Origin of the sequence: Burkholderia sp. Ax-1719 (assembly GCF_011753055.1) — a bacterium.
Taxonomy (GTDB): Bacteria; Pseudomonadota; Gammaproteobacteria; order Burkholderiales; family Burkholderiaceae; genus Paraburkholderia.
Genome location: NZ_VWWJ01000005.1, coordinates 31157 through 49323, shown reverse-complemented (window position 1 = coordinate 49323; position 18167 = coordinate 31157). Strand labels below are relative to the sequence as shown.

The following is an 18167-nucleotide window of genomic DNA, read 5'->3' as shown; positions in this document are numbered from 1 at the left end:
CTCCGTCCAACCAGCAAAAAGCCGCCGCGCCCTCACGGGCGAGGCGGCTTGCGCGCAGCGTGCCGTGCAACGGCGACGCTACTTGATGCTCTCGCGGAACCAGCGCGGATGATGCTTGCGCGCCCAGCCCCAGGTGACGTAGCCGCGCGTCATCGCGCCAATCGATCCCTTCACCCAGATCGCCGCGTAGATATGCACGACGATGCTCACGATCAGCACGAAGGCCGCGGCCGCATGCACGACAGCGGCAATGCGGATGATCGTGATCGGGAAATAGAACGAGAAGTAACGCCGCCAGATCACGATGCCGCTCACCAGCAGCAGCACGAGGCAAACCACCAGCGTGAAGAATAACAGCTTCTGTCCCGCATTGTATTTGCCGATTTCGGGCAGTTTGTCCTCGCGATTGTGCAGTACGTCGTCCATCTGTTTGAGCCATTGCACGTCGGCTTTGTCCAGATAGTTGTGATGCCAGAAACGAAGCGCAAGAATCATGAACGACACGAACATCACGATGCCAATAAACGGATGCAAAATGCGCGTCCACTGCCCGCCGCCGAACAGCGCGGAAAGCCAGAACATAGCCGGATGGAACATCGCCAGCCCGGAGAGCGCGAGCAGCACGAAGGTGATGGCCGTAATCCAGTGGTTGCTGCGCTCGTTGGCCGTGTAGCGTTGAATCAAGCGCGGCTCGATCACGCGCGGTTCATGGTCGCTCATCGTTGCGCTCCTCGGGAGGGATACCGCCAATACCGCCGATTCCACCAATGCCACCGATGCCGCTGCGTTGCGAGCGAATGCGCTGCGCTTCGTCGAGCGCGGCTTCTTCGTCCTCGGCATGCGTTTCGTTCGGGCCGATGCGCGTGTAGTGGAAGAAACCGGCCACCGCGGCCAGCGCGATCCCCGCGAGTGCGAGCGGCTTGGCCACGCCCTTCCACAAACGCACCAGTGGGCTGATGCGCGGGTTATCGGGCAAACCGTGATAGAGCGACGGTGTATCCGCGTGATGCAGCACGTACATCACGTGTGTGCCGCCCACACCCGGCGGATCGTAAAGCCCTGCGTTTTCGAAGCCGCGTTCCTTGAGGTCGACGATACGCTCGGCCGCGTGCACCTTCATGTCTTCCTTGGTGCCGAAGACGATTGCGCCGGTCGGACAGGTCTTCACACAGGCCGGTTCCTGCCCCACGGCCACGCGGTCCGAACAGAGCGTGCATTTGTAAACGCGATGCTCGGTCTTCGACAGCCTGGGAATATTGAACGGACAGCCCGTAATGCAATAGCCACAGCCGATGCAGTTTTCCTCGTGAAAATCCACGATGCCGTTCGTGTACTGCACGATCGCCCCCGGCGACGGACACGCCTTGAGGCAGCCCGGATCCTCGCAATGCATGCAGCCGTCCTTGCGGATCAGCCATTCGAGGTTGCCATCCGGATTTTCGTATTCGGTGTAACGCATCACCGTCCACGAGTGTTCCGTGAGATCGCGCGGATTGTCGTAGACGCCCGTGTTGATGCCCACTTCGTCGCGCAGATCGTTCCACTCCATGCACGCGGTCTGACACGCCTTGCAACCGATGCATTTGGTGACGTCGATCAGCTTCGCCACCGTGCCCGTCACCGGTTCGCGCACGCCCGGCGGCGGCGTGGTGGTGGCGGACAGGCGCTTGATGTCGAGAGACTGGAATGCCATGTTCCCCCCTGCTCCCCGTTATGCCTTTTCCACTTTCACAAGGAATGACTTGAACTCAGGCGTCTGCGAATTGCCGTCGCCGACCGGCGGCGTCAGCGAATTCGTCAGATAGCCGGGTTTGGTCAGTCCCGTGAAACCCCAATGCAGCGGCACGCCCACGGTATGCACCTTTTTGCCCTCGATCGTGAGCGCCTTGATGCGTTTCGTGACCACGGCAACGGCAATCAGATAACCGCGATTGCTCGATACCTTCACGCGCCCGCCATCGACCACGCCGACTTCGTTGGCCAGCTCTTCGCCGATTTCGACGAACTGCTGCGGCTGGATGATCGAATTCAGGCGTGCGTGCTTGGTCCAGAAGTGGAAATGCTCCGTGAGGCGATAGGTGGTGGCGACATGCGGGAAGTTCTGCGCCGTTCCAAAGGTCTTGCGGTCGTCCGGGAATACGCGCGCGGCCGGGTTGGACGTGGCCTGCGGATTGTTCGGATGGAACGGGTTGTAGCCCAGTGGATTTTCAAACGGTTCGTAGTGCTCAGGGAATGGACCTTCGTTCATGCCGTCGCGGGCAAAGAAACGCGCCACGCCTTCCGGGTTCATGATGAACGGCCCCATGCCCAGATCGGGCGATTCGTCGACCTTATAGTCGGGCACGTCCGCGCCTGTCCACGCCGCGCCATTCCAGCCAATCAGCTTGCGGGTAGGATCGAAAGGCTTGCCCGCCGTATCGCACGACGCGCGGTTATAGAGCACGCGCCGGTTCACCGGCCATGCCCAGGCCCAGTTCAGCGTCTGGCCGATGCCGGTGGGATCCGAATTGTCGCGCCGCCCCATCTGGTTGCCCGCTTGCGTCCACGCGCCGCAGAAGATCCAGCAACCGCTCGCAGTGCTGCCGTCATCCTTGAGTTGCGCGAAGCCCGATAGCTGCTCGCCCTTCTTGACGAGCACCTTGGTGGCATCCTTGGGATCGGTCTGATCGGCGAGGGCCTTGCCGTTGTATTCCCTGGCCAGTTCTTCGGGCGTCGGGCTTTCCGGGTCGGAATACGGCCAGCTCAGCTTGAGGATCGGGTCGGGCACCTTGCCGCCATCCTTCTGATAGGCAGCGCGAATACGCAGGAACAAGCCCGACATGATCTCCAGATCGCTCTTTGCCTCGAATGGCGGCTCCGCGCCCTTCCAGTGCCATTGCAGCACGCGGCTCGAACTCACCAGTGAGCCGTTTTCCTCGGCAAAACAGGTGGTCGGCAAACGGAACACCTCGGTCTGGATCGAGCCGGTATCGACATCGTTATAGTCGCCGTATTTTTTCCAGAACTCGGACGTTTCCGTAGCAAGCGGGTCCATGATGACGAGCCACTTGAGCTTGCTGAGCGCCGAGACCGTTTTCGCCTTGTCCGGCGCCGAAGCGATCACGTTGAAGCCCTGGCAGATATAGCCCGTCATCTTGCCTTGATTCATCAGCTCGATGGTCTGCAACAGGTCGTAGGGCTTGTCGAGCTTGGGCAGCCAGTCGTAGCCCCAGTTGTTCTCCTGAGTGGCGTTATCGCCCCACCACGACTTCATGAAACTCACGAAGAACGCGCCGTAGTGCTGCCAGTAACTCAGTTGATTCGGCCGCAGCGGTTGTTGTGCGCGCTTCTTGATGTACTCGCCGTAATCCTGTTCGGCTTCGACCGGCAGGGTCATATAGCCAGGCAGCAGATTCGACATCAAGCCAAGATCGGTGAGCCCCTGGATATTCGAGTGACCGCGCAGCGCGTTCATGCCGCCGCCCGCAATGCCGATATTGCCAAGCAGCAATTGCACCATTGCACCCGTGCGTATCATCTGCGCGCCAATCGAATGATGCGTCCAGCCCAGCGCATAGAGGATCGTGCCCGCACGGCCCGGCACCGCCGTGGTCGCGAGCATTTCGCACACCTTGAGGAATTTATCCTTTGGCGTGCCGCACACTTTCTCCACCATCTCGGGCGTATAGCGCGAGTAATGTTGTTTGAGCAACTGATACACGCAGCGCGGATTCTGCAGGGTATCGTCGGTCTTTACGAAACCGTCGTCGCCCAGCTCGTAATTCCACGAGGTTTTGTCCGGATACGCGTGCTTTTCGGCGTTATAGCCCGAATAGATGCCGTCGTTGAACGCGTAGTCGTCGCGCACGATAAACGAGAAGTCCGTGTAGTTCTTCACGTACTCGTGCTGGATCTTGTCGTTCGTGAGCAACCAGTTGATCACCGCGCCCAGAAATGCGATGTCCGTGCCGGTACGAATCGGCGCGTAATAGTCCGCCACCGATGCCGTGCGCGTGAAGCGCGGGTCCACCACGATGAGCCGTGCCTTGCGGTGCGCCTTCGCCTCCGTGACCCACTTGAAGCCGCACGGGTGCGCCTCGGCCGCATTGCCGCCCATCACCAGAATCACGTCCGCATTGCGAATGTCGACCCAATGGTTCGTCATCGCACCACGGCCAAACGTCGGGGCAAGACCTGCCACCGTCGGGCCGTGTCAGACACGCGCCTGGTTATCGAATGCGAGCATGCCCCACGAGCGGGCCACTTTATGCGTGAGATAACCGACTTCGTTGCTGCCCGCCGATGCAGCCAGCATGCCGGTGCTCAGCCAGCGATTGACCGTCTTGCCGTCCGCGGTTTTATCGACGAAATTCGCGTCGCGGTCTTCCTTGAGCAGCTTCGCGATGCGATCGAGCGCTTCGTCCCACGAAATGCGCTTCCACTCGTTCGATCCCGCCGCACGGTATTCCGGATACTTCAGGCGATTCGGACTATGAATGAAATCGATCAGACTCGCGCCCTTGGGACAGAGCGTGCCGCGATTGACGGGGTGATCGGGATCGCCCTCGATGTGGATGATGCTCGCCGTCGCGTTTTTCGCGCCATCGCCGAGACCGTACATGAGGATCCCGCAACCGACCGAGCAGTACGGACAGGTATTGCGGGTTTCAGTGGTGCGCGCCAGTTTGTATTGTCGGACTTCGGCAAGTGCGTTGTCAGGCGCGAAGCCCATCAACGCGAGGCTGGATCCCGCCAGCGACGTAGCCGTGACCTTGAGGAACTGACGCCGGGACATCTGCAGCATGATGTGCGTCCTCGGCTTTCTGGTTGTGGGTCATTTCAGTATAAGACGTTTTGGGAACCGGATCGCATGAGTTGCGCCCGGACTTTTTCGATTTCATTTGACCTGTCGTTCATCGCGCAACCGGGTATCGGGATTGCTATAGTCGAACGAAAGGTGCAGCGCAAAATCTGCGGCGACGCGGGTCGCGAAACTGGCTGCATGCTTGCTGGATCACGCCCGACTACGCTGCACACGCTTGAACGCGGGACGCATACACATGACGACGATTTCATCCCGGCGGCTCGAATCGGCCGCGCGCAAAGAAGCTTCCTGGGTTGTCGACGCCTGCCGGCAGTTCATCGCCGACCGCTGCCCGTCACTGGCCGCCAGCATCGCCTTTTATTCGGCGTTTTCGCTCGCGCCCACGCTGGTCATGGTGATCGCCGTGGCCGGCTGGTTCTTCGGCGCCGACGCCGCGCGCGGCGAGTTGTTTCGTCAGGTGCATAACGTGCTGGGCAACGACGCCGCCGCCGGCATCACCACCATCGTGCAGAACGCCCATCGCGCGGGCGACGCGGGCGGCCTCGCCGCCGTGATCTCGCTGGTGCTGCTGGTGGTCGGGGCGTCCGCAACGTTCTCTTCGCTGAACTCCGCGCTCAATATGGTGTGGCCGCTGGACGGCCCGCGCGCCTCCTCGGTGATCGCCCTGGTGCGAGTACGCCTGATCTCGTTCGGGCTGGTGCTGGGCGTGGCCTTTCTGCTGATCGTTTCGCTGGTCCTCGACGCCGCCATCACCTTTGTCGGCCAGTGGCTCTGGGGCGCGTCTACCTATCTGTTTATCGGCAATATCGTGCAGTTCGTGGCGGGCCTGCTGGTACTCGCGGTCGCGTTCGCCGCGCTGTTGCGCTTTCTGCCCGATGCGCTGGTGCAGTGGCGCGACGCCATGGTGGGCGGGATCGTCGCCGCGGTGCTGTTTTCGGTCGGCAAGAAACTGTTCGCGCTCTATCTCGCTCACGCGGGCATGGCGACGGCGTTCGGCGCGGCGGGTTCGCTCGCGGTGCTGCTGATGTGGCTGTATTTTTCGGCGGCGGTGCTACTGCTGGGCGCGGAGTTCTCGGCGGCACGCGGACGCCTGCACGATCCGCGCGGCGCATGGGGCTTTCTCGACGAACCGCCGCCCGGCAGCCGCGCCAAGCTGGCGTCCGTGCTGGCAGCCTCGACCATCGCGCCGCTGCGCGAAGCCGCCACCGGCGCGCGCAAGGCCGAGGCCGTTCCCATCGGAAACGCTGCTGAAGCAGACGCCGCCCTGAGCAACGGCACCTTGCCGCCCTATGCGGCGGCCGTGGCGGCCGAAGCCGCCGCCGGCACGCCGGCCGGCCCCGCCGATCTCGCCGCAGCCGACGCCGACGCGCCCCTGCGCGCCATCGGCCAGGCGCGCGCCGCGGGTGGCGCCTTCGCACGGCGCGGCGGCGGGCTGCAAATCCGCCGCTCGGTCGTGCGGATCGAAGACAGCGCCACCTATGCCGCCGCGCTCACGCTCGTCCAGGCGGGTCGCACCGTGGCCGCCGCCGACCGCTATATCAAGCGACATCCCTGGAGTTCAGTCCTGATAGTCGCGAGCGCCGCCATCGCCGTGACCGCCACCACCAGCCGCCGCCACGCCAGCTCTCGCAACAAGTCCTGAGCGCAGCCAGGGCGCGCTTCCCCTCCCGCGCGCCACTATATATAGAGAGCACCGCTAACTTTGTGAGGCGCAACCAGGGCACACCCCTGGTTGCTCCACGTTTACCCGTACACCTTACAAAGTGGAGTTGCACTTTTCGCGACTTGTAGCGAAAACGACAATAATGCAGAGTCGGGAATCCGATATTTCAGGATTCGGAAGAATCGCCGAATCTCCCGTATTTCAAGGCCTTACGCGCGTGTGTCAGCTTTTCGCGACACTGATTTTTTTTCAGTTCAAGAGATTTGCACCCCTGCGTTATTCTCCTTTGCGCAACAGCAGCAATCAAATTGCGCAACAGCAACAACTAAATCAAACATCTGCGTGGAGAATTCTGGATGAAACGAGTCGCACTCTCGACCCTCTCGCTGGCACTGCTCGCCGTCACCGGCGTGGCACATGCCCAGAGCAGCGTCACCCTGTACGGCGTGATCGATGAATCGATCCAGTGGGTTCACAACACGGCAGTCGATGGCGCCAACAAGAACCTGTACCAACTGGCTGGCGGCAACCTCTCGGGCAACCGCTTCGGCCTCAAGGGCACGGAAGATCTGGGCGGTGGTCTGAAGGCGATTTTCCAGTTGGAAAACGGCTTCAACATCAACAACGGCAAGATGGGCAGCTACAACGGCAACAGCGCCCTGTTCGGCCGCCAGGCCTACGTTGGCCTGACGCATGAGCAATTCGGTACGGTCACGCTGGGCCGCCAGTACGACCCGCTGGTCGACCTGGTTCAGCCGCTGACGGGCGACAACTACTTCGGTAGCCAGTTCGCAACGCCGGGCGACATCGACAATAACGACAACAGCTCGCGTACCAACAGCGCAATCAAGTACACGTCGCCGGTTCTGGACGGCTTCCAGTTCGAAGGCATGTACGCACTGGGCGGCGTCGCTGGCTCGACCGGTTCGGGTCAAAGCTGGGGCGCAGCTGCAACGTACGGCATCGGCTCGTTCAACGCTGCTGCTGGCTACTTCCGCATGGACAACTCGTCGAACCCGGCTAACCGCGCGACGACGAACGGCGGCTGGGCATCGACGGCTACGTCGGACAACGTGTTCCAGGACGGCAGCGTCATCACCGACGCATTCGCTACGGCGAAGTCGGTTGGCATCGCTTCGGTGGCTGGCCAGTACGTCGCAGGTCCGTTCACGATCGGCATCCGATACAGCAACGTTCAGGTCAAGCCGGACGGCTACTCGTCGTTCGCATCGACCGAGCGTTACAACGTTGGCGGCGGCTTCCTCGGCTATCAACTGAACCCGGCGCTGCTGCTGGGCCTCGGCTACATCTACACGCACGCTGCAGGCGAAACGTCGAGCTCGTACCACCAGGTTTCGCTGGGCGCCGACTACAACCTGTCGAAGCGCACCGACTTCTACGCTGTGGCGGCTTACCAGCACGCCAACGGCACGCAACCGGGCCAACCGGGCGTGAACGCAACGGCTTCGATCGGTTCGTACGGCTACAACTCGGCTTCGAGCTCGCAAGAGATCGTCAGCCTGGGCATCCGCCACAAGTTCTGATCGACGGCATGAGCCGGGCGCAAGCCCGGCCACGCGACGAGACCTCGCAGCGGACTACACGCTGCCCCCAAACCAGCCTTCGGCGCGAGCCCAAGGCTGGTTTTTTATTTGGCCGCACGGTTTCTTCGTCGCGCCGCTTCGGCTTGCGCGAGGCTTACTTCAGTCGCGCGAGTGCGGCCGCTGCATGCCGGACGAAAGCTTCAGCCAGCGGCGAAAATTCAGGTTGCGCGCCGCGCGCCACGTTTACGGGTACGTCGAGCACCGGCTCGAATCGCTTCACGGCGACGCGCGCTCCCAAGGCCGCAGCCGTCACCGGATCGACGAGCGCGACGCCCATTCCCGCCTCCACCAGCGTCACCACCGCCTGCGCGAGATCGGCTTCCACGCCGCTCGCGCGCGTCACTGCGCACTCGGCAAACAAGCGGTCGATTCGCAGCCGCGCTGGCGAACCCGCCGCGAACGAGACGAACGCCTCGCCTTCGCAATCCGCCGCGCTCAACACACGCTTGCGTGCGAGCCCATGACCGCGCGGCACGATCGCGCGCATCGGCCATTGCCCCAGACGTTCGAGTCGCACACCGGGCGGCGGCGCGGCCTCGTTCACGATGGCCAGATCGCAGCGCTGCGCGGCCACGCGTTCGAGCGCGAGCGCCGGTTCGAGTGTGAGCAGCGTCACGTCCACGCCTTCATGTTCATGCGCGAAGGCCGCCGCCACGCGCGGCAGAAAATCCGCGGCAAATTCGGGCGCTGCTGCGACGCAGATCGCCCCGCGCCGCTGCTCGCGAATCTGCGCGGCCGCCTGAACAACGCGATCGAAGCCGCTGAACGCGCGCTCCACTTCAGCATGGAGTGCGTGCGCCTGTGCGGTAGGCCACAGGCGCCCTTGCCTGCGCTCGAACAGCGCGAAACCCACACTCGATTCGAAATCCGCCAGCAAACGGCTGACCGCAGGCTGCGATACGCCCAGCGTATGCGCGGCGTGCGTGACGGTACGCGCATGCATCAAGGCGCGAAACGCTTCGACCTGGCGAACACTGAGTTCATTGGCAGCCATAATATAAAGGTATGGTTTGCTGAATAAATTCCGTCAAAACAACGTCAAACGAAGATCCGTTTCATCAATTCTTCGCTATTTATTGCCTGATATTACAGCACTTCATTCCATAACATTTGAACATGGCGCAGCACTCGTTTCGCGCAGATTCATTTTTCGCGGGCAAATAAAAATCCCCGTGGGCGCATCGCCAACGGGGATTCTTTGGGTACTGACGCAAACCGCAACCGCCAGGGTTGCGGCGCGAGGCGCTTAGCCTGCTGCTGCGTCCTTCAGCTTCTTCAGTGCGCGTGCCTTGACGCGAACGCTAGCCGGCTTGGCCGGGAACCAGCGCTCTGCACCCGTGAACGGGTCCTTGCCGAAGCGCTTCTTCTTCGCCGGCACAGCCTGAACGACGATCTTCAGAAGGCCCGACAGCGTGAATTCGCCAGCGCCCTTCTTGTGGACCGAACCCAGGATCGTGTCTTCCAGTGCGGCGAGCACAGCCTTCGTTGCCTTCGGCTCGACACCAGCGCGCTCAGCGACGTGAGCAGCCAGCGAGGCCTTCGTGAAGGTGTCCTTGATCGGCGACAGAGCGCCGGACGCCTTCACGGCGACCTTCTTAGCTGCGGGCGTCTTGGCTGCGGCCGTCTTGGCGGGCGCTGCTTTCTTTGCAACAACCTTCTTGGCCGGGGCAGCAACTGCCTTTTTGGCCACTTTCTTTGCGGAAGTCGGCATGTTTCTCCTACCAGTGTTGGTCAGTGAAGCGACGAAGCACTGCGGGATGCAGATGCTTCATCGGCGGATTCTACAAGCGTGCAAGCGTTTTGCGTCATTCTTTTGCATCGCCGATGCAAATTTTTTGTTTCAAGCCCACTCTCGAACGCATTTTGACGCCTGTTTACAGGGGTAAACGTGCCCAGGCTCGCCTGTCAGACCTGCCTTCCGCCTCGATGCGACGCAGCGGCGATGCAGCGAAAACGCCACACGTATGGCGTTTTTCGCGTTCCAGCGCGCTTCACTCAGCCTCAAGATGCGCGGCGAGCGCACTCAGCGCGGCGTCGATCTGCTCGACTTCGACCGCGCCGTAGCCAAACAGAAAGCCTTGTTGCAGCGGTGCATTCAGATGAAACGGCGCGAGCGCATGCAAGCCAACCGACGCCTCACGCGCCGCCGCCAGCAGCGCGTTTTCATCCGCGCCAGCGACGAGACGCGCAGCCAGGTGCAGCCCCGCCGTGTTCGGCATCACCGGTTCGAGCCATCTGGAAAGCGGTCCGCGCAGGTGGGCGAGCAGCGTTTCGCGCCGCGCCGCATAGGTCTGGTGCATGCGCCGTAGATGCCGCGCGAAGTGGCCGTTGAGCATGAAATTCGCGAGCGCAGTCTGTGTGAGCACGCAGCCGTGGCAGTCCGCCGTCTGGCGCGCACGCATGAGCGCGCCCTTGAGCGCGACGGGCGGCACCATGTAGCCAACTCTTAACTCGGGGAAGATGGTCTTCGAAAACGTGCCGACGTAGGCCACCAGACCGGCGTTATCAAGACTCTTGAGCGGTTCGAGCGAACGCCCTTCGAAGCGGAACTCGCAGTCGTAGTCGTCTTCGATCACGAGCGCCCCGTGCTTTTGCGCCCATTCGAGCAGCGCCACGCGCCGCGCGAGACTCATCGGCATGCCGAGCGGGAACTGGTGCGAAGGTGTCACATACACGACACGCGCGCGCTTCGGCAGCTTCGCGACGATCAGGCCGTCGTCATCGACGGGAACCGGCACGACCTTCGCGCCAAACGACTCGAACGCTTCGCGCGCAGGCGGATAACCGGGATCTTCCACCGCGACGATGTCGCCGGGCCGCAACAGCACGCGCGCGAGCAGCGCGAGCGCCTGCTGTGCGCCCTGCGTGACGATTACATCGTCCCAGTTGCTCGCCACGGCGCGATTGAAAGCGAGGTAGCGCGATACGGCGAGACGCAGTTTTTCCTCGCCCGCCGGATCGCGATACGCACCCTGACCTCGCGCCTGCACGCGCAGCGCGTCGGTGATGCAGCGACGCCAGACGTCGAAGGGAAAGCGCGATTTGTCCACGATGCCGCCCGCGAAATCGCAGGCAAGATGCGGATCGGGACGCGGCAGCGCGAGCGCTTCGGTCTGCGTCTGCCACCACGGCGGTGCATCGGCGTCGTGCAAGATGGGCGGATCGTGCGGCTCGCGCTGGCTGAGCGCCTGCGCCGCGCGAATCTGCGCATTCGGATGTCCAGGCGCACGCGCGGGCAGACGCTCCAGCGTATCGGCGACGAAGGTGCCCGAGCCGCGCCGCGCGATCAGATAGCCTTCGGCGAGCAGGCGCTCGAAGACGTCGAGCGTGGTCTTGCGCGAGACGCCAAGCTGCGCGGCGAGCTCGCGCGTGGACGGCAGGCGCGTGCCACCCGCCAGCCGTCCTTCGACGATGCGTTCGCGCAGTTGCCGGTAGATCTGCCCGGCAAGGTTGCGCTGGCCGGATACGGTGACGTGTAGATCCATGTGAATGACGAGTGGTCGTGCTGGCAGGATGCTGGCACAAAGCCGCGCTGCGCTGGCAGCTTTTGCGCGTTTTTTGGCGCTCGTGCGCAAACGTGCCTGCTTAAAGTGACGACGCGGTGAAGATGAGCCGACGTTGGCGCGCTGCCTCGACGGCCGCTCGCCCGGATTTCACTCCTCTATAAAGGCACTTTCCATGACGCTCCAGATCGGCTTTCTGCTGTTCCCTAAGGTCCAGCCACTCGACCTCTGCGGCCCTTACGACGTGCTCGCCTCGATGCCGGATACGACCGTGCGGCTCGTCTGGAAAACGCGCGAGCCGCTCATGTCGGCGACAGGCATGCTGCTCACGCCCGATACGGTATTCGACGATTGTCCGCCGCTCGACGTGCTCTGCGTGCCGGGCGGCAGCGGCGTCGGTCCTTTGCTGGAAGACGAGGCCGCACTCGCCTTCGTGCAGCGCCAGGCGCAAAACGCACGCTATGTGACCTCCGTGTGCACCGGTTCGCTCGTGCTGGGCGCAGCGGGTCTGCTGCGCGGACGCCGCGCGACGACGCACTGGGCCTTCCATTCGCTGCTCGAACCGTTCGGCGCCATCGCCGTGAAGGAGCGCGTCGTGCGCGACGGCAAGCTGATGACGGGCGGCGGCATCACGGCAGGCATCGACTTCGCGCTCACGCTCGCGGCAGAACTGATCGGCGACGAAGCCGCTCAAGCGCTGCAACTCGAACTGGAATACGCGCCCGCACCGCCTTTCGATGCAGGCAGCCCGCAAAGCGCGCCGCCCGCCGTAGTCGAACGCGTGCGCCAGTTGAACGCGGCGGCGCTGGCGCAACGCACGCGCATCGTCGAACGCGTGACGCAAAGGCGCTGAAAATCCAGCCGCGGAGCTTCGGGGGGCGCACGTCGCGTCGGGTTTCGCGCTTAGGGTCGGCACTTGCTACCGTGTTTTACAAGGATCGTATACATTGAGCCTCGGGCGTGACATGCATTGCACTCGTTGTTTCGGGTCGCGCCGCTTGTCCAGCACTTCTCGCCTTATCTGCATCACAAACCCTGAATCCAGCAGCACACACAACCAAGAGGGGTATCAATGCGTTCCATTACCAGCAAGCTGACTCTCGCCGCGGCCACCGCCGCATTCCTGCTCGGCGCTGCCGCGCCCGTGTTCGCCCAGGACGCCAGCGCGCCTGCCGCCACGGCACCGGCCATGGCCTCCGCGCCGACCGCCAAGGAGCAGAAGGCCGCCGCGAAGAAACAGGCCCGCGCCCAGCGCAAGGCCGAACGCAAGGCCGCGCGCGCCAAGAACAACGCGGAACTGAAGAAGCTCGAAGACGCCGGCTACAAGCCCGCGAACAACGACCCGAACTATCCGCAGAACCTCCAGGACGCGGAAAAGAAAGCCGCTGCCAAGGGTGCAAGCCAGTAAGTTCGCAGTCGTTTCGTAGCTGACCCAGTCATAAGCCAGTGACGCAATAAAGCTGCATGAGGACCGGCGCTGCCGGTCCTGCCACGATCCTCCGCCGCCCGCTCCGCCGCTCCTCCTTTCCCCGCTTCGCTTCATTACAGAGCACCTACGACGCACGCCCCGATTCGTTATGGGACGATGCCCGACGTGCCGGTCCACATGGAGCGCAACGCATGAACGCAGCGAAACCGGAGGCAAGCGCCGCCCAGGCGCAGAAAAAATCGGGCCTTCCGATCGGCTTGATCGCAGGTGTAATCGCACTCGTCGTCGTGCTGTTGCTGCCGCTGCCCGCGAGCCTGCCCGTGGCCGGCCAGCGCATGCTGGCGATCCTCGCCTTCGCCGTGGTCGTATGGCTCACCGAGGCCGTCTCCTACGAGGCAAGCGCCATCATCATCACTTCGCTGATGGCGTTTCTCGTCGGCACCGCGCCCACCATCGACGATCCCTCGCAGCTTTACGGCACCTCCAAAGCGATCAGCATGGCGCTTGCCGGCTTTTCGAATTCCGCGCTCGCGCTGGTGGCGGGCGCGCTGTTCATCTCGGCGGCGATGACCGTCACCGGCCTCGACAAGCGCATCGCGCTGGTCACGCTCTCGCTGATCGGCACCACCACGCGACGCATCCTGATCGGCGCGGTGGCGGTCACCATCGTGCTCTCGCTGGTGGTGCCGAGCGCCACCGCGCGCAGCGCCTGCGTGGTGCCGATCATGGTGGGCGTGATTTCGGCGTTCGGCGTGGACAAGCGCTCGAATATCGCGGCCGGCATCATGATCGTGGTGGCGGAAGCGACCAGCATCTGGAATGTCGGCATCCAGACCGCCGCCGCGCAGAATCTGCTGACCGTGGGCTTCATGGACAAGATGCTGGGCGCGCGCGTGACGTGGCTCGACTGGCTGATCGCGGGCGCGCCGTGGGCGATCGTGATGTCAGCGGTGCTGCTCGTGCTGGTGCTCAAGATGCTGCCGCCCGAGACCGATGCCATCGCGGGCGGCAAGGAAGCCGTCGAACAATCGCTGCGCGAGCTCGGCCCCATGACCGGCCCGCAGAAACGCCTGCTGGGCGTGTCCATCGGCCTGCTGTGCTTCTGGGCCACCGAAGGCAAGCTGCATCCCTTCGATACCACCTCGGTCACTTACGTGGGCCTCGTGCTGCTGCTTCTGCCGCGCTTTGGCGTGATGGACTGGAAGACCGTGCAAAGCCGCATTCCGTGGGGCACGGTGATCGTGTTCGGCGTGGGGATCAGTCTGGGCACCGCGCTGCTGACCACCAAAGCGGGCCAGTGGCTAGGCGATCTCGTCGCGCATCACACCGGGCTGGATACCGCCGGGCCGTTCATGGCGTTCGCGATTCTGGCGGCGTTTCTGATCCTGATTCACCTGGGATTCGCCAGCGCCACGGCGCTCACTTCCGCCATGCTGCCGATTTTGATTGCCGTATTGCAGTCGATGTCGGGCGATTTCAATCGGCTGGGCATCGCCATGCTGCTCGGTTTCACGATGAGCTTCGGCTTCATTTTGCCGATCAACGCGCCGCAAAACATGGTGTGCCTCGCCACCGATACCTTCACCGCGAAGCAGTTCGCGCGCGTGGGCCTGGTGCTGAGCGTGATCGGCTATCTGCTGTTGCTGCTGTTTGCGGCGACGTGGTGGCGCTGGCTCGGTTGGGTGTGAGCGCACGCTCGCGCACCAGCCATGAAAAAGGGGCGCTTTTTCGCGCCCCTTCTGTTTGACTGCGGTTTTCCCGGCTTAAACCGCCACGGCGCCTACGTAGTTCTCGGCCATCGCCATGGCCGCCGCGCGCGAGGTGGTGACGTGCTCCAGTTCAGCCACCTGCAAACGCTGCTCGAACGGCGTAGCGTCGTCGAGGCGGTGCATCATGCGCGTCATCCAGTACGAGAAATGCTCGGCGCGCCAGATGCGGCGCAGCGCCGTTTCGCTATAGCCGTCGAGCAGATCCGTGCGGTTTTCCTTGTAGAACGCCACCAGCGCCGCCGTCAGCACGCGCACGTCGGCGACGGCCAGGTTGAGGCCCTTTGCGCCCGTCGGCGGCACGATGTGCGCCGCGTCGCCCGCGAGGAACAGGCGGCCGTGCTGCATCGTCGTCGAAACAAAGCTGCGCATGCCGACGATATTCTTCTGGAAGATTTTGCCTTCCACCACCTGATGGCCTTCCTCCGAATCGACGCGGGCGTGCATTTCCGCCCAGATGCGGTCGTCCGACCAGTTGTCGACGGTGTCCTTCGGATCGCACTGGAAATACATGCGCTGCACATTGGGCGAGCGCGTGCTGACCAGCGCAAAGCCGCGGTCGTGGCGCGCATAGATCAGTTCGTCGGACGACGGCGGCGCTTCCACCAGAATGCCGAACCAGCCGAACGGGAACACGCGTTCGTAGTCCTGGCGCAGCGCGGCGGGAATGGCGGCGCGCGAGACGCCTTGCGAGCCGTCGCAGCCGATCACGTAGTCGCAATGCAGCGTGTGCGGCTCGCCTTCGTGCTCGAAGCTGATAGAGGGTGCATCGGTTTCGATGCCGTGGATTGCGGTGTTTTTGACGTTGAAGAACAGCTTGCCGTCGGCGGCCACGCGCGCTGCCACGAGGTCCTTGAGCACTTCGTGCTGCGCGTAGACCGTGATGGCCTTGCCCGTGAGTTCGGTGAGATCGATGCGGCGGCGCTTGCCTTCGAAAGCCAGCTCGAAGCCGTGATGCAGCGCGCCTTCGGCCTTCATGCGTGCACCGACACCGGCTTCGGTGAGCGTATCCATGGTGCCTTGCTCAAGCACGCCTGCGCGGATCGTCGATTCGATCTGCTCGCGGCTGCGCATTTCCAGCACGACGGAATCGATGCCGCGCAGATGCAGAAGATGGGAAAGAAGCAGGCCCGCAGGCCCCGCGCCGATGATGCCAACTTGAGTGCGCATAGGTGTCTCCATGTGCGGTTTTGATTTTCCGCAAGTTTCGCTTCGGCCAGCGGTATCGCGCAACGCGATATGGAGAATAGGAACTATCCCGATTTTAGATAGTGTAGTTACGGTGTTCCGATCGTCCCGCAAAAACGGGGCGGAACGAAAATTGCTGCGCCACAGCGTTTTTGCCGGCGACACGGTCGCGCGCCGGCAAGCGCCCTTCCACCGAACAATCACCGCGAGCCATGCCGATGCCGTTTTCCACGCCGCCTGATTCCGCCACGCTCAAACGCACACGCCGCTATGCCGCCGCCCTGATCGCGGCGCTGCCACTCGCCTGCGCCATGACGCCGACCTTTGCGCAGATCAGTGCGCCAGACCTGGCCTCCTCCGTAGCGCCTCAGCAGGATTTACAAAACGCGCCCAAACCGCCTTCCGAACTGTTCGGCCAGCTGTACCGCGACGTCGAACTCGCCCAGGTTTTCCCGGACAGCAAAACCTTCGCCGACATGGTGCCGAACGAAGCGCCCAGCAAAATCGTCGCCGAATACGAAATCTGGAGTTCGCGCAACGCCGGCATTACCGAACCGGGCGCGCGTCAAGCCGCGCTGCGCGAGTTCGTTGCCCAGCATTTTTCCGATCAGAAACAGAGCGACGATCACTATGTTTCCGATCCGGATCAGGACGTCGTGAGCCACATCGACACGCTCTGGGACGTGCTGCGCCGCAATCCCGATAGTGCGCAGCAGCCGTATTCGTCGCTGCTGCCGCTGCCCAAGCCCTATGTCGTGCCGGGCGGCCGCTTCAACGAGATTTACTACTGGGATTCGTACTTCATCATGCTCGGCCTGGAGGCGAGCGGCCGCCACGAACTGACGCGCGACGAACTCGATAATTTCGCTGCCCTGATCGATCGTTACGGTCATATTCCGAACGGCAACCGTAGCTATTACCTGAGCCGTTCGCAGCCGCCGTTTTTCGCGCAGATGGTGGCGCTCGTGGCGCGCCGCGACGGCGACGCCACCTACGTGCGCTACCTGCCCGAACTGCGCAAGGAATACGACTACTGGATGGCGGGCGCCGATACGCTCAAGCCCGGCGAGGCGACGCGCCACGTCGTGCGCCTGGATGACGGCACCCTGCTCAACCGCTATTGGGATGCGCGCGACACGCCGCGCGACGAGTCGTATCGCGAAGACGTGCTGACCGCCCAGAGCGCCCCGCAACGCGGCGCGCCGGAACTCTGGCGCAATCTGCGCGCGGGCGGCGAAACAGGCTGGGATTTCAGCTCGCGCTGGCTGGCCGACAACCGCACGCTGGCGACCATCGATATCACTTCGCTCGTGCCCGTCGACCTGAATTCACTGCTGGTCGATCTCGAGCGCGCGCTCGCCAGGGGCTACGGCCTGACCGGCGACGCAGCCCAGGCGCAGCAGATGAACCAGCGCGCCGCGCAACGCAGCGCCGCCATCGGCCGCGTGCTCTGGGATCCGCAGATCCACGCCTTCAGCGATTACGACTTCGTGCATCAAACGCTCACGCACCGGCTCACGGCGGCGACGGTTTATCCGCTTTATACGGGCGTGGCCACGCGCACGCAGGCGCATCAGGTGGCGGGCGCGGTGCGCGCCGGACTGCTGCGCCCCGGTGGTCTCGCGACCACGCAGGTAACGAGCGGCCAGCAGTGGGATGAGCCCAACGGCTGGGCGCCCCTGCAATATCTGGCCGTGACGGGCCTGCGACGTTACGGCGAGAGCGCGCTCGCGCAGACCATCGCGACACGCTGGATTGCCACCAACCTCGTCTACTACCAGCGCACGCACAAACTGGTCGAGAAATACGATGTGAGCGCGGCGGCGGCCAGGGCTTCGTCGGCGGGCGGCGGGGAATATCCGCTGCAGGATGGCTTCGGCTGGACCAACGGTGTGCTGCGCGCGCTGTTGACGATGTATCCGCACACGGAAAACACGCCGGCTGCGCGGGCCTCCAGTGTGCGGAAACCGGCAGTCCCGGCGCATTGACGCCGGACTTTGGCGATGCGGTGAGTACAGGCATGGCGGATGCGCGCTCTCGGTGACTCCGCCACGCTTCGCGCATTGATTCGCAACGTTTGAGCGTCGATTGAGCGCCGATTACGCAATGCAACATCCATCGTGCCAATCGGCCTCGAATCCGCGCTACATGGCGTTCTGACGGGGTGCAAGCCGCCCCGCATCGGCGTATCCTGAAAACCTGCTCCGCAG

General features: G+C 63.3%; 13 protein-coding genes. 6 read left to right on the top strand and 7 right to left on the bottom strand.

Annotated features, from left to right (window positions below):
- Nucleotides 1-78: 78 nt before the first annotated feature.
- Genes F3J17_RS11815 through fdnG form a run of 3 tightly spaced genes read right to left on the bottom strand, consistent with a single transcriptional unit; the run spans nt 79 to nt 4783 of the window.
- The gene (locus tag F3J17_RS11815; protein ID WP_167057956.1) at nt 79-720 is read right to left on the bottom strand and encodes a formate dehydrogenase subunit gamma; all 642 of its coding nucleotides are present in this window, start codon (nt 718-720) and stop codon (nt 79-81) included.
- Nucleotides 707-1693: a formate dehydrogenase subunit beta gene (fdxH, locus tag F3J17_RS11810; protein WP_167057953.1), complete on the bottom strand. Its 987-nt coding sequence runs from the start codon at nt 1691-1693 to the stop codon at nt 707-709. Before fdxH ends, F3J17_RS11815 begins: the two co-directional genes overlap by 14 nt.
- Nucleotides 1694-1711: 18 nt before the next feature.
- Nucleotides 1712-4783, bottom strand: coding sequence for a formate dehydrogenase-N subunit alpha (gene fdnG, locus F3J17_RS11805; protein ID WP_167057950.1), 3072 nt, complete (start codon nt 4781-4783; stop codon nt 1712-1714).
- A 250-nt stretch (nt 4784-5033) separates the two neighbouring features.
- Here fdnG and F3J17_RS11800 point away from each other — a divergent pair, with 250 nt between their 5' ends.
- Entirely contained in the window at nt 5034-6446 is a 1413-nt protein-coding gene (locus F3J17_RS11800; RefSeq protein WP_167058780.1) for a YihY/virulence factor BrkB family protein, read from the top strand.
- Nucleotides 6447-6823: 377 nt separating this feature from the next.
- Nucleotides 6824-8011 (top strand): porin, encoded by a 1188-nt coding sequence (locus F3J17_RS11795; protein ID WP_167057947.1) that lies wholly within the window; start codon nt 6824-6826, stop codon nt 8009-8011.
- A 154-nt stretch (nt 8012-8165) separates the two neighbouring features.
- Here the strand turns inward: F3J17_RS11795 and F3J17_RS11790 are convergent, their stop codons facing one another.
- From F3J17_RS11790 to F3J17_RS11780, 3 genes are all read right to left on the bottom strand, one after another.
- Nucleotides 8166-9065, bottom strand: a complete 900-nt coding sequence (locus F3J17_RS11790; protein ID WP_167057944.1) for a LysR substrate-binding domain-containing protein — start codon at nt 9063-9065, stop codon at nt 8166-8168.
- Nucleotides 9066-9317: 252 nt separating this feature from the next.
- Nucleotides 9318-9782 carry an HU family DNA-binding protein gene (locus F3J17_RS11785; protein ID WP_167057941.1) on the bottom strand — a complete coding sequence of 155 codons (465 nt, stop codon included), beginning with the start codon at nt 9780-9782 and terminating at the stop codon, nt 9318-9320.
- 280 nt (nt 9783-10062) lie between these two features.
- The gene (locus tag F3J17_RS11780) at nt 10063-11556 is read right to left on the bottom strand and encodes a PLP-dependent aminotransferase family protein (RefSeq protein WP_167057938.1); all 1494 of its coding nucleotides are present in this window, start codon (nt 11554-11556) and stop codon (nt 10063-10065) included.
- A 193-nt stretch (nt 11557-11749) separates the two neighbouring features.
- Here F3J17_RS11780 and F3J17_RS11775 point away from each other — a divergent pair, with 193 nt between their 5' ends.
- The 3 genes from F3J17_RS11775 to F3J17_RS11765 all read left to right on the top strand — a co-directional run bounded on the left by F3J17_RS11775 (nt 11750) and on the right by F3J17_RS11765 (nt 14691).
- Complete coding sequence (locus F3J17_RS11775; protein ID WP_167057935.1) at nt 11750-12427, top strand: DJ-1/PfpI family protein; 678 nt, start codon at nt 11750-11752, stop codon at nt 12425-12427.
- Nucleotides 12428-12646: 219 nt separating this feature from the next.
- On the top strand, nt 12647-12982 hold the full coding sequence (locus F3J17_RS11770) for a DUF4148 domain-containing protein (protein WP_167057932.1): 336 nt from the start codon (nt 12647-12649) through the stop codon (nt 12980-12982).
- Between the two features lie 212 nt (nt 12983-13194).
- A complete protein-coding gene (locus tag F3J17_RS11765; RefSeq protein ID WP_167057929.1) occupies nt 13195-14691 on the top strand; it encodes a DASS family sodium-coupled anion symporter in 1497 nt (498 codons plus the stop codon).
- A 75-nt stretch (nt 14692-14766) separates the two neighbouring features.
- Here F3J17_RS11765 and F3J17_RS11760 read toward each other — a convergent pair whose 3' ends face one another.
- Complete coding sequence (locus F3J17_RS11760; protein WP_167057926.1) at nt 14767-15939, bottom strand: 4-hydroxybenzoate 3-monooxygenase; 1173 nt, start codon at nt 15937-15939, stop codon at nt 14767-14769.
- 236 nt (nt 15940-16175) lie between these two features.
- On the opposite strand from F3J17_RS11760, the gene treF reads away from it, so the two are divergent.
- The gene (gene treF, locus F3J17_RS11755; RefSeq protein WP_167057923.1) at nt 16176-17945 is read left to right on the top strand and encodes an alpha,alpha-trehalase TreF; all 1770 of its coding nucleotides are present in this window, start codon (nt 16176-16178) and stop codon (nt 17943-17945) included.
- The last annotated feature ends 222 nt before the right edge of the window (nt 17946-18167 follow it).